Consider the following 11,527-nt stretch of genomic DNA (forward strand, 5'->3'; position numbering starts at 1 on the left):
CGTGACCATCAATGTGGCAGTAGAGCTTTCCCCCGCGGACGGGTTTGTCGCGTGGACGCAGCGCGCGAAAGCGCTTGCGCGCGAACCTGGTGTGCCAGGAATCGAGGTGCGGCTTGCGCTGCTCGCCACCTACACCATCGATTTCCTCGCCGAACTACTGCCGCTGGCCGGTTCTCGGGCCGGCCTGACGCCGGAAATGCTGGTGTTCCCGTTCGGTCAGGTCGAGCAGGTGCTGCTCGCGCCGGAAAGTCCTTTCCGCGAAGGCGATTACGTGGTGTTGGCAGGCACCCACCACGACGTCACCGGGACAGTGGAGGAGACCGTCGAACGCTGGGTCGGACTCTGGGACGCGGCCGCGCGATCCGGGGTGCGGGTGGTGCAGCTCGGGTTCGCGCCGCCCGCGGTGGACGCGTTCGGCGCGGCGGCCTGGCGTGCGCCGCAATCGCTCTCGTATCGCGTCAGGGAGGTCAACGCCAGGCTGGCCGAGCAGGCGGCGGGCCGGGTGCTGTTCATCGACGTCGAACAGCTTGCCGCCCAGGTCGGTTTGGCGCACTGGGAGGACCCGCGCAGCTGGTATCGGGTGCGTCAGCCGTACGCGGCCGACAGCCTGCCGTGGCTGGCCGCGGCGATCGCCGACACGGTCGCGGCCGACCGGGGCCGCTCCGCCCGCTGCGTGGTCGTCGATCTGGACGGCACGCTGTGGGGCGGGATCCTCGGCGACGACGGCATCGACGGCATTCGCGTCGGCACCGGCGCCGAGGGGGAGGCCTTCGCCGACTTCCAGCGCTACCTGCGTGCGCTGACCGAGCGGGGCGTGCTGCTCGCCGTCGCCAGCAAGAACGACCGCGATCTCGCGCTGCGCGCCATCGCCGAAGCGCCAGGCATGGTGCTCGGCGTCGACGACTTCACCCACATCGTCGCCGACTGGCGGCCGAAATCCGAACAGCTCCAGGAGATCTCGGACAAGATTCGACTCGGACTCGGCAGCATGGTCTTCGTCGACGACAACCCGGCCGAATGCGCACAGGTGGTCGCCGTGCACCCGGAGGTGCGCGCGCTGTGCCTGCCCGCCTCGCCCGCGAAGTTCGCCGGCGAGCTGGCAGGCCTGCCCTGGTTGCATCCCGGCGCGCTGTCCAACGAGGACTTCACCAGGCAGGCCTCGTATCAGGCGCTGGCCGCCGCGGAACGGACCGCGTCGGACAACCTGGACGAATTCCTGGCCGGGCTGGAGATGGTGGCCGTCATCGAGCCGATCAACAGCGCGTCGCTGGACCGGGCGGCGCAGCTGATCGCCAAGACCAACCAGTTCAACCTGACCACGCGCAGGCACACCCAGACCCAGGTCAAGCGGATGGCCGAGGATCCGCGATGGTTCGCGGCCACCCTGCGCCTGCGCGATCGGTTCGCCGATCACGGCATCGTCGGTGTGCTCCTCGCCGAAGAGCTGGACGGCACCGTCGAGATCGATACCCTGCTGCTCAGCTGCCGGGTCATCGGCAGGAACGCGGAAAACAATCTCCTGGCCGCCGCCGCGGAATGGGCGCTGGCACAGGGTAGTTCGCGACTGGTGGGCCGGTATGTCCCGACCGTCCGCAACGCGCTGGTGCGTGAGCTGTACCCCGAGCACGGCTTCAGTGTCGAAGCGGAGAACGACCAGGGGTCGGTATTCGGTTATGACCTTTCGGGTGGCGCGCTGACGCGCAGCCCACATGTGCGAGAGGCACAGATGCAACATGGCTACTGATGTGATGGAGCAGCTGCTCGAGCTGTTCGCCGAGGTGGTCGGCGAGCCTGCCGCACACGGCCGCGACACTGTGCGCGGCGACATGGACACCTGGGATTCGCTGGCCCAGGTGCGGTTGGTCTACGCGGTGGAACGTGCCTTCGCGGTGGAACTTCCGGAGAGCACGCTCACCTCCGAACAGTCCCTTGCCGAGATCGCCGCCGCAGTGGTGGCCGCACGGCAGGAGCGGGTGCAGTGAGTACCAGGGTGTTCCGGGTGACGGACACCGATGTGGCGACCTATGCCGCCGCGGTCGGCGATCGCAATCCGTTGCATGTGGACAACGACTTCGGTCATCGTTCGCCCTACGGCAGGCCGGTCGCGCACGGCGCGCTGGTGGTGACGCTCGCCTTGGCCGCGCTGGCCGAGACGACCGACCCGATGGCCGTGCGCGATATCCGGGCGACGTTCCGCCAGCCCACGATTCCGGGCCGCCGCTACGAGGTCGACTGGACGGTCTCGGAGAGCGAGGCGCGCGGCCGGGTGAGTTTCGGCGGCATCGAGGTGGTCGGCATCCGGTGCAGGCTCGGCTCGGTGCTGCCGTGGTGCGGTCCGGCCGCCGACGAGCAGCCGCGCAGAGAGATCCCGCGCGTCCTCGAATTGGCTGATCTGGCAGGCGATTCCGAGAACACGGTCGGCAAGGAGCGCGGCACCTTCGCGGTGGACTATCCGCGCATCGCCGGGCTGGTCTCGCGGGTGATCGGCGGTCGTGTTCCCGAACATGTTGCCGCCGTGCTCGGTTGGGCGAGCTACTGGACCGGGATGTGCACGCCCGGCCGGGATGCGCTGCTGGTGGCGTGCAGCATCGTGTTGCACGGATCCGGTTCCGGCGCGGTCGAGTTCGCTACCGAGGAGCCCGAAGTGGATCGGCGGTCCGGGCTGGTCACGCTGCATGCCGGTATGAGCTGTGGCGCCAGCGCCGATGTCACCGTCCAGAGTTTGATCAGGGAATCGGTGCCCGGCCCCGACGCCGCCGAGCTGGCGAACGTCTTGCCGCCCTCGGAGAAGCTGGACGGGAAAACCATTCTCGTGGTCGGCGGCAGCCGCGGGCTCGGCGCCGCGGTGTCGCTCGGTCTGGCCAGCCAGGGCGCCCGCGTGCTGGTGAGCTGCACCAGGGCGCCGGAAGTGCTCGCCGCGGCGTCGCGCGCCTACGGGGACCGGCTGTGGCCGGTGCTCGCCGACGCCAGCGACGGATGGGCACTGTCCGCGGCATTGCCGGAGGGTCCGCTCGACGGCGTGGTTCTGCTTGCCTCCCCGGCGATTCCGACGCTGCCGCTGGCGCCGGACGCGGTGGAAACGGCCGCGCAGTTCATGGCGGCGAGCACGCGGCTGATGTTCGGCCCGCTGTCGGTCTGCGCGCCTCGGCTGCGCAAGGGCGCGACGGTGGTGATGATTTCCTCGGAAGCCGTACTCGCGCCGCCGCGTTGGTGGCCGCACTACGCGGCCGCGAAGGCCGCCGTCGAAGGGCTCGCGGAATATGTTGCGCGCCATCATCCGTGGAATGTCGTGGTGGTGCGGCCGCCGCGGCTGTGGACCGACCTGACGAATACGCCGGGCGGACGGGCCGTGAGCAATCCGATTGCGCCGGTCGCCGCCGACATCGTCAGCGCGTTCTCCGCGCAAGACGTTGTCGCAGGCGAGGTTTCGGTGCTCGGCGCCGCCGGATGGGGCGCGCCGTGGCCGATATCGAGTGAGCCGGCGCCGAGTGAGCCGGTGTCGAGCGAGCCGGTGCCGAGTCAGTCACTGCCGAGTAAGCCACTGCCGAGCGAGCCGATCGCGAGCCCGCCGGTGTCGAGTAAGTCAATGGCGGGCGAGCCGATCGCGAGCACGCCGATGTCGAGTGAGGAGGTGCAGGATGCTGGAGATCGTCGATCTGAACAAGTCCTACGGTGAGAAACAGGTCCTCACCGGCGTGGACCTGATCGTGCAGCCGGGCGAGATCGTCGGGCTGCTCGGTCCCAACGGCGCGGGCAAGACCACGACGGCCTCGATCGTCGCAGGCCTGACACCGCCCGACTCGGGGACGGTCCGCGTCGACGGCATCGACCTCGCGAGGGATCCGCGCCAGGCACGGCGCAAGCTAGGGTTCGCGCCACAGGAACTCGGCGTGTATCCCACGCTGACCGCGCAGGAGAACCTGATCTTCTTTGGCAGACTGATGGGTGTCGGCCGCAAGGAGCTGGCCAGCCGGATCGACAAGGTCGCCGCGCGCCTGGGCATCACCCCGTTCCTGACCACCAGGGCCCACCAGCTGTCCGGCGGTCAGCAGCGCAGGCTGCACACCGCGATGGCGTTGCTGCACGAGCCGGACGTGCTCTGGCTCGACGAGCCGACCGTCGGTGCGGACGTCTCGGCCAGGCAGGACCTGCTCGACGAGGTCCGCAGCCTCGCCGATCGGGGCGCGGCCGTGGTCTACGCGACGCACTATCTGCCCGAGCTCGAGGTGCTCAGCGCGCGGGTGGTCGTGCTGCATCAGGGCCGAATCCTGGCCCAGGGCAGCGCCACCGAACTGGTCGAGCGCTATGCGCAAGCGGCGGTGAGCCTCGAGTTCGCGTCGGGCATTCCGGCCAGCCTCAACGGGTTCCTCGCCGCACCCGGAGCCGCGGTGCTCGAATCGCGGCGCCTGAACATTCCGACCAACGCGCCCGGCCAGCTGCTCGCGCAGTTGTTCGCCACGTTGGACACCGATACCGAACATCTGTTGGCCGCGGAAATCCACCATCCCAACCTGGAGAACGCGTACCTGGCGATCATGCGTGCGGCCGACGCCGCCGATCAGCCCGTGGAAGGGATCCGAGATGCTGTTGCATGATTCAGCCGTCGATCGCGTACGCGCGCTGTCCTGGGCGGACCTGCGCCGGATCAAATCCGACCCGGCTCAGCTCATCGTGCTCACGGTGTTGCCGATCGGCATGATGGCGTTCCTGACCCCTGCCAACAAGGCGCAGCTGCGCTTCTTCGGCGGGTTCCCCAACGCCAGCGGCATCGAACAGGCCGGTCCAGGCACCATCGTGATGTTCGCGTTCTTCATCACGACCTTGCTGGGCGCCTCGTTCTTCCGCGAACACGAGTGGGGGACCTGGGATCGGTTGCGGGCCGCGCCGGTGCGGGCCGGGGAGATCATCCTCGGCAAGTCGATGCCCTCGGTGCTGTTCTCGGCGGTGCATCTGGGGATTCTGTGGTTGGTCGCCTTCACGCTGTGGGATCTGCACAGCAAGGGGTCGACCTGGTTGCTGCTGCCGATCAGTGCCTCGCTGATGGTGGCGACCTGGGGATTCGGCATCGCCCTTGTGTCGTTGTGCCGCACCATCGATCAGCTCTCGATCATGGCGCAGGTGGGTTCGCTGGCCATCGGCGGTCTCGCGGGCACGATCACGCCGCGGAGCACGTTGCCCGGCTGGGCGCAGGCGTTGTCGCCGTTCACGCCGCAGTACTGGGCGTTGAAGGGCTACCAGGACGTGATTCTGCGCGGGGCCGGGTTCAGCGACATCATCACGCCGTGCTTGATCCTGATCGGCGTCGGCGTCGTCGGCGGGCTGATCGCCCTGTTCCGGTTCCGGCTCAGCCACAGCAAGGTCGGGCGCAGCTAGTTCACTCGATGGGCTGGGTTATCGCGTTGTGCTCGTCGTTGATCAGGTGAAACGCGGACGCCAGATCGTCGAGCGCGGTCTGCCAGAGGGATTCGGTGCCGTCGCCGTGCGGGTTGCCGCTGAGGGAAAGCAGCACCTGCGCGGCCTCGGCGGCGCGTGCGGCGGCGTCGAGTAGGACCGGCGCCTGGTCCGAGGTGTGCCGCGGGGCGAGGGCGTCGATCCGGTTGTGCAGCCAGTGTGCGTCGAAATGGGCCTGTTCGGTGGCATTTTCGCCGTCGAGCGCACGCTGGGTGCTCGCCGCGGTCCAGCGGCGGGCCAGTTCGTGCTGGTCCGCGGTGTTGGTGACGGCGCTGCGCAGTTCGCTGCTGAAGACGCATTGCAGCAGGGCGGCCAGCTTGGCCCGTTCGACCGCGGGGTCGTTGTCGGTGTCGGTGTACGCGAGGGCATCGATATCGCCGGGGTCGATGTGCAGCACCGCGAGAATTGCCCTCAGTTGCGCGATCGTGGCCACTCAACCCCTGCCTTGTCTGCCTAGCCGACCGTTCTCGGCTACCACCCGACCCCCCGTGCACGAACAATTAACTCAATGATAGCCGCACGGCGTCATCGCGACACCGCAAACGCCGCGCGAATCATGCGGTCATGGACTGCCCCACAACCGATCTCGTCACAGTGTGATTTTCGGCCTGGCTGATGTAGAGCGATCCCTCTAATATCGAGGTATGAGCGAACGAAATGACCGAATCGTGTGCCAGCGCGCCGTGCGCACGACGGAGCCGAGCGTCAGCGGGGCGCAGTCATGAGCAATCGAGACGTGGTGGAGAAGTTCTATCTGGCAACCCAATCGGGGGACGGCGCCGCCGTCGTCGACGCGCTGCACCCGGACTTCGAGGCCCGCATCGCGCCGGGCATGCCCAGCGTGACCGACACCGCGCCACGCAGTCCAGCGGCCGCGCTGAACGAAGTCTGGGGTCCGGTGTCCCGTGACTTCGATATCGCGCCGTTCGCGGAGGCCTGGATCGACGGCGAGGACGGTGCCGTAGTCGTCACCGGGCACTACCTCGGCACTGCACGCGCGACAGGCAAGCAGGTGCGGGCCGAGTTCGCCCATATCTGGCGGGTTTCCGACGGCAAGCTCAGGGAGTTGCACCAGTACACCGATACGTGGTGCTGGCGCGACGCACTGGTGTGAACGGTGCGTGCCCGGCAGTGATCCGTCGTGCGGCACCGCCGTGCCGCGCGGGAATGCGCTGTGCACGGCTCACTGCGTGACGTCCGACTGGTCGGCGGCACCGATGTCGCCGGTGCGATGTGTGCCCATGGTGACCTCATTCCGAAACATGGATGTCTACACACCTAAGTTCGGCTCGGACACCACTCCGGATTGTCGCCACGCCCGGGCAATTTCGCCGCACCGGCGGGTCGCGGTCCGTCAGGCGGTCGTGTCGTCGGTGCGGACCATGTCGAGGACGAGATCCTGTAATAGTCGGCGGGTGCGGTGCGCCTGCGTGACTACCGGTTCCGACGAGCCCGCTTCCGCGAGATCGACGAGCTGATTCATGACTTGGCAAAGCGCGACCAGCCGCCGCACGGTCTGGCGTCGCTCTCCACAGGTGAGGTCGGTACGCATACTCACCCCATCGCAGCAAACCGCCCGCACGTTTCGTCCGTTCTGTCAGAGCTACGGTTCCAGATCGAGTACTGCCGTTCCGTCCGCGAAGTTCGTTGGCGCCGAGGTGTGGTCGTGCACGATCAACCACTGCCCGTCTCGCTTCTGAAAACAAGCCGTCCACCGATACCAGAGATCCACCAGATCCCCGCTTCGCATGGTCCCCGTCATCCGATTGAGGCTCCGGCTGAACGCCAGGTCCGTCCCGACGGTGATATCCAGATCCCGCAACTCGACCTCGATAGGCCCGACGAAGTTCTCGAACGTCTCCACCCATGGCTGTCGATACGCCTCTGTGCCGATGTATCGCAGCGGCGGAACAATGTCGAACGACACCGCATCCTCCGCGTGCACACCCAGCGCCGCCGCCACATCTCGATCACGAAACGCCCCCACCCACGTGTCGATCACCCGCTGGATCTCCGCCGCATCGCTCATATCCACCCGATCTCTCTGGTACCGCCGAAACGATCGATGATTGCGTCCAACGGCACCAACTCGCCGACGAGCTCTAGGTCTGTGACCCTGCCAGACCACACTGACAAGTTCAGGGAAACCCCGAACAGGCCCGCCGAAGGGCGCACTCGTTAGAATCGATCATGCGCACTTCCGTGAGTCCCAATCTGACTGGAATGCAATGTATTTCGTGCGGGACGGAGTACGGTGTCGACCATTATCCCGTGGGCTGTCCGCGATGTTTCGACGCCGGTAACCCCGCCAACCTGCGCTGCACCTACCGCCGATCGACGAATGACGGCCGCCTCCTGCCGCTGATCGATCCGCTCACCCTCGGCGCGGGCGAGACCCCCTACTTTCGCCTGGACGACCGGATCGGCCTCGGCTCCGACGTGTGGGTCAAGGACGAAAGCCGCAACCCGACCGGCTCGCACAAAGACAGGTTCAGCCTCGGTGCGGTCGGCTGGGCCAGTGCGGCGGGCTTCGACACGGTCGTCGCCGCGTCGTCGGGAAACGCGGCCCTGTCCATCAGCGCCTACTGCGCCGCGCACGAACTGCGGTGCCTCATGGCGATGTCGAATGCCGTACCCGGCCAAATCGTCGACCACGTGCGGGAACTCGGTGCCGAGGTCGTGCTCGTCGAGTCCGACGAGGACCGCTGGACTTACGTCGCGGACGAGTCCCGGAACCAGAAGTCTTTCAACGCGACCAATTTCGTGACCCCCGTGGTCGGCAGCTCACCTTTCGGCATCGAGTACCTGAAAGGCATTGCGTACGAGATCGTCACGGCGCGGGGTACCGCGCCCGACGTGGTCGTCATCCCCAGCTCGCGCGGTGACCTGGCCTTCGGGATCTACCAAGGCTTCGTGGACTTGGGTGTCGTCATGCCGCGGCTCTACCTTGTCGAGCCGTTCCCTCGCCTGCACGCTGTCCTGGAATCCAACGCGGACTGGCGAATTGCCTTCCCGGGGGACGACGGCAGACTCGTCTCCATCGGCGGTGGCACCACGACGCAACAGTCCATCGCGGCGGCCCGCGGGTCGGGCGGCGGTGCGATCGCCGTCGACCCCGCGACAGCAAGCACCTGGCATCGCACCCTGTGGACGCACGGCCACTGCTGGGAGATCAGCTCCACCGCCGCCTTCGCCGCGCTTCATCTCCTGCAAGACCAAGGGCGCGTGCTCCCGTCGGCAACAGCGGCCGTGATAGCGACATCGCACGCCTTCAAAGGTCTGTAACCCGAGCTCGTTCGCGGCTACATCTTCGCGTAGCGAGCCATAACGAATGCGTAGAGGCCGTAGACGATGATGCCTGCGGCGGCGACGACGAGCAGGAACACGCCATAGGGTTGGGCGCCAAGGATTTTCAGGGCGCCGTCGAGGCCTGCCGCCTTGTCGGGTTCCGATCGGGTCGCGGCGAGGACAACCAGGACGCCGATGGCGGCAATGGCGAGTCCCTTGGCGAGATAGCCGATGGTGCCGAGCCGGCGGACGAAGGAACTCGGTGTGCCTTGGAGGTCGTCGAGGAACTTCTGGCTGCCACCCTTGTAGAGGTGGTAGCCGCCGACCGCGACGATGACCATGGCGGCGGCGATGAGAGCGATCGTGCCAGCGGTGCTCTGCATGAGACGTGCGGTGAGGCCGACGCTTTCACTGCTGCTCGATTTGCCGCTGCCACGGGCGAATCCGTAGGCGGAGAACGCGAAAGCGCCGTAGATCACCGCTAGCGCAAAGGCTTTGGCTCGATGGAAGGCTTCGGACTTCTTGCTGTCGGCGTCAGGTTTGGACGAGCTGCCGAGCGCCGCCTCGACGAGTCGCCAGAGTGCCATCAAACCAAACGCGGCGGCGCCGACCCAGAGGGCAATGGTGCCACCGGGTTTGGCGCCCAACTCCGCCATGGCACCGGATTGATCAGCGGAGCCGCCGTCGCCGACAGCGATCCGGATCGCGAGATAACCGATGATCAAGTGCACGATGCCGGTCATCACGAACCCGGCGCGGGCGAAGCGTTCGAAGACGCTGTGCTGTGCGATCCGCTCCGCGGTCGAGGTGCCTCCAGCGTTCGTGCGTTGGGATCCACCGGATCCCACTGACAACTTACTCATCGAGCTACCTCGTTCCCGATCGCAGTGAACGTCCGGCAGATACCCGGCACCGAGGCGTCGAAACAATGCCCGCCTTGCCCGAGCCGCTGCGGCGATGTCGGACTGCTACTAGCGTGGGTTGGCGAACAGAGCACGAAAGCTGGGAGTGAGCTGGGAGTGAGTGTGTCGGTAGCGACGATCGAGAAGTCCGAAGTGCCTGCTGGGGAGGGGGTGTCGGGGCGCAGGCCGATCTCGCCGCTCGCGTTCTGGACGATCTCCGCGCTAGGTGTGATAGCGGGTGGATATTACTTGAAACAGGTAATCGATGCGCCGGGGCTGATGATGCATCTCAAGGATTTGAGCGTGTATCAGATCGCGGGTGATCGCGTGCACAACGGCACCTCGGTCTATGACACCCCGCTGCTCGGCAACACTCGCGGTGTGTGGGAGTACGTGTACACGCCGTTCGCCGCGCTGCTGTTCGTGCCGCTGATCGCGTTGCACGGCGACCTGTTCACCTATGTCGGCGGGTTCGGCAATGTCGCGATGCTCGCCGCGTCCGCTTTCGCCGCGTTGTCGCTGCTCGGCTATCGACGTGATGTCCGGTTGCTGCTGGTCAGCGTGCCCATCGCCGGCCTGCTGCTGTGGTGCGAGCCGGTGCGGGGCACGATGGCGTTCGGCCAGATCAACATCTGTTTGCTGCTGCTGGTTCTCGCGGACATGGCGCTACCGGATTCGTCACGGTGGAAGGGCGTGCTGACCGGTATCGCGGCAGGGATCAAGCTGACACCCGCGTTCTTCGTGATCTACCTGCTGGTCACCGGCCGATACCGAGCGGCGGGGACGGCGATCGGCGCGTTCTTCGCGACCGTGGTGGTCGGACTTGCTGTGCTGCCGAAGGATTCGTGGACGTTCTGGAGCGGTGCGTTCGTCGACCCGGCCCGGGTCGGTGTGCCGGAGAACCCGCAGAACGAAACGTTGCGCGGGGTGCTCGCCCGGGTGATCGGCGTCGACGGCGTGCACCAATTGCTGTGGCTCGCAGCAGCGGTCGTGTTCGCGGCGATCGGCCTGACACTGGCGACGACTGTCCTTCACCGGCCACGAACTGCCCGCCGTGGTGCTGTGCGGACTGACCAGCACCGCAGTGTCACCCTTCAGCTGGATCCATCACTGGGTCTGGCTCGCGCCATTGCTCCTCTACTTGACCCATCTTGCGTTGCACCGCAAGGACATTGCCACCATCACCGGCTGGCTGATTGCCTTCGTAGTCGCCTCGGGCGGCGTACTCGCCTTCTACGATCCCACCCTGGTCAACATCCTCGACTACCCCCTACACGGCTACCTCGGCGTCTCGCTGCATTACGCCTACCTCTGGCTGACCCTAGCCCTATTCGCCGCCGCCACCCTCTACCTCCGCCGCCCCGAGCCACCACTCCACGCCCAACCGAAACCACTTGCGGCATCCCACAAATAGGCCACACCCCTCCACCACGTCCCACTCGGTGAGGCGCGCTCGTAGGAGTGGGACCTGGTGGAGGCGACACGCCGCAAACGCCTCCACCATGTACCACTCGTGAACCTCCACCCGTGCGAACGGGACATGGCTGCACCAACTCTCACGCCGGAACCCACTCCGAGGTGGCAAGCCTCGCATCGGCGTGAGTGAAGTGGTTGCCGAGGCCCATCGGCGTGAGTGAAGTGGTTGCCGAGGCTCATTGGCGTGAGTGAAGTGGTTGCCGGGGCTCGTTGGCGTGAGAGAAATGGTTGCTGAGCCTGATTGGCGTGAGTGAAGTGGTGGCGACGCGTGTCGCGACACGCGCCATTTCTCTCACGCCAACGCTTCAAGATCGCTCTGGAGGTCTCCGAGCCGGACCACCGGCCGATGCCCCTGGGGGCGGTTGCCGACCCCATCGACGGTAGTCAAATGGTGGGGCCTCGTTGACGGG

At 66.7% G+C, this 11,527-nt stretch carries 12 protein-coding genes; 8 read left to right on the forward strand and 4 right to left on the reverse strand.

Annotation, left to right across the window (positions count from 1 at the left end):
- Position 1: 1 nt before the first annotated feature.
- From NA11_RS37045 to NA11_RS37065, 5 genes are read left to right on the forward strand one after another with little or no spacing between them, the layout of a single operon-like run.
- Positions 2-1,744, forward strand: coding sequence for an HAD-IIIC family phosphatase (locus NA11_RS37045; RefSeq protein ID WP_069166752.1), 1,743 nt, complete (start codon positions 2-4; stop codon positions 1,742-1,744).
- Positions 1,734-1,982, forward strand: a complete 249-nt coding sequence (locus tag NA11_RS37050; RefSeq protein WP_167837807.1) for an acyl carrier protein — start codon at positions 1,734-1,736, stop codon at positions 1,980-1,982. Before NA11_RS37045 ends, NA11_RS37050 begins: the two co-directional genes overlap by 11 nt.
- Positions 1,979-3,676, forward strand: coding sequence for an SDR family NAD(P)-dependent oxidoreductase (locus tag NA11_RS37055; protein ID WP_069166754.1), 1,698 nt, complete (start codon positions 1,979-1,981; stop codon positions 3,674-3,676). The genes NA11_RS37050 and NA11_RS37055 overlap by 4 nt, the downstream gene beginning before the upstream one ends.
- Complete coding sequence (locus NA11_RS37060) at positions 3,639-4,595, forward strand: ABC transporter ATP-binding protein (protein ID WP_069166755.1); 957 nt, start codon at positions 3,639-3,641, stop codon at positions 4,593-4,595. Before NA11_RS37055 ends, NA11_RS37060 begins: the two co-directional genes overlap by 38 nt.
- A complete protein-coding gene (locus NA11_RS37065; protein ID WP_069166756.1) occupies positions 4,582-5,373 on the forward strand; it encodes an ABC transporter permease in 792 nt (263 codons plus the stop codon). The genes NA11_RS37060 and NA11_RS37065 overlap by 14 nt, the downstream gene beginning before the upstream one ends.
- 1 nt (position 5,374) lies before the next feature.
- On the opposite strand, the gene NA11_RS37070 is transcribed toward NA11_RS37065, so the two are convergent.
- The gene (locus NA11_RS37070) at positions 5,375-5,884 is read right to left on the reverse strand and encodes a hypothetical protein (RefSeq protein WP_069166757.1); all 510 of its coding nucleotides are present in this window, start codon (positions 5,882-5,884) and stop codon (positions 5,375-5,377) included.
- A 288-nt stretch (positions 5,885-6,172) separates the two neighbouring features.
- Between NA11_RS37070 and NA11_RS37075 the strand changes: the two genes are divergently transcribed.
- A complete protein-coding gene (locus NA11_RS37075) occupies positions 6,173-6,565 on the forward strand; it encodes a nuclear transport factor 2 family protein (protein WP_069166758.1) in 393 nt (130 codons plus the stop codon).
- Between the two features lie 240 nt (positions 6,566-6,805).
- On the opposite strand, the gene NA11_RS45250 is transcribed toward NA11_RS37075, so the two are convergent.
- Both NA11_RS45250 and NA11_RS37080 read right to left on the reverse strand, forming a co-directional pair.
- Positions 6,806-7,009 carry a hypothetical protein gene (locus tag NA11_RS45250; RefSeq protein WP_141718053.1) on the reverse strand — a complete coding sequence of 68 codons (204 nt, stop codon included), beginning with the start codon at positions 7,007-7,009 and terminating at the stop codon, positions 6,806-6,808.
- 45 nt (positions 7,010-7,054) lie between these two features.
- The gene (locus NA11_RS37080) at positions 7,055-7,480 is read right to left on the reverse strand and encodes a YybH family protein (RefSeq protein WP_069166759.1); all 426 of its coding nucleotides are present in this window, start codon (positions 7,478-7,480) and stop codon (positions 7,055-7,057) included.
- A gap of 242 nt (positions 7,481-7,722) precedes the next feature.
- On the opposite strand from NA11_RS37080, the gene NA11_RS37085 reads away from it, so the two are divergent.
- Positions 7,723-8,736 carry a threonine synthase gene (locus NA11_RS37085; protein WP_167837808.1) on the forward strand — a complete coding sequence of 338 codons (1,014 nt, stop codon included), beginning with the start codon at positions 7,723-7,725 and terminating at the stop codon, positions 8,734-8,736.
- Between the two features lie 17 nt (positions 8,737-8,753).
- Here the strand turns inward: NA11_RS37085 and NA11_RS37090 are convergent, their stop codons facing one another.
- Positions 8,754-9,602, reverse strand: a complete 849-nt coding sequence (locus tag NA11_RS37090) for a DUF1206 domain-containing protein (RefSeq protein ID WP_069166761.1) — start codon at positions 9,600-9,602, stop codon at positions 8,754-8,756.
- A gap of 156 nt (positions 9,603-9,758) precedes the next feature.
- On the opposite strand from NA11_RS37090, the gene NA11_RS37095 reads away from it, so the two are divergent.
- Positions 9,759-11,087, forward strand: coding sequence for a glycosyltransferase family 87 protein (locus NA11_RS37095; RefSeq protein WP_218023452.1), 1,329 nt, complete (start codon positions 9,759-9,761; stop codon positions 11,085-11,087).
- Positions 11,088-11,527 lie beyond the last annotated feature (440 nt).

It is taken from the genome of Nocardia altamirensis NBRC 108246, assembly GCF_001612685.1.
GTDB lineage: Bacteria > Actinomycetota > Actinomycetes > Mycobacteriales > Mycobacteriaceae > Nocardia > Nocardia altamirensis.

What these genes read in the sequence shown, in the direction of transcription:
- NA11_RS37050 (WP_167837807.1), top strand. Translation starts at nt 1,734, where the DNA reads ATGGCTACTGATGTGATGGAGCAGCTGCTCGAGCTGTTCGCCGAGGTG.
- NA11_RS37060 (WP_069166755.1), top strand. Translation starts at nt 3,639, where the DNA reads ATGCTGGAGATCGTCGATCTGAACAAGTCCTACGGTGAGAAACAGGTC.
- NA11_RS37065 (WP_069166756.1), top strand. Translation starts at nt 4,582, where the DNA reads ATGCTGTTGCATGATTCAGCCGTCGATCGCGTACGCGCGCTGTCCTGG.
- NA11_RS37075 (WP_069166758.1), top strand. Translation starts at nt 6,173, where the DNA reads ATGAGCAATCGAGACGTGGTGGAGAAGTTCTATCTGGCAACCCAATCG.
- NA11_RS37080 (WP_069166759.1), bottom strand. Translation starts at nt 7,480, where the DNA reads ATGAGCGATGCGGCGGAGATCCAGCGGGTGATCGACACGTGGGTGGGG.
- NA11_RS37090 (WP_069166761.1), bottom strand. Translation starts at nt 9,602, where the DNA reads ATGAGTAAGTTGTCAGTGGGATCCGGTGGATCCCAACGCACGAACGCT.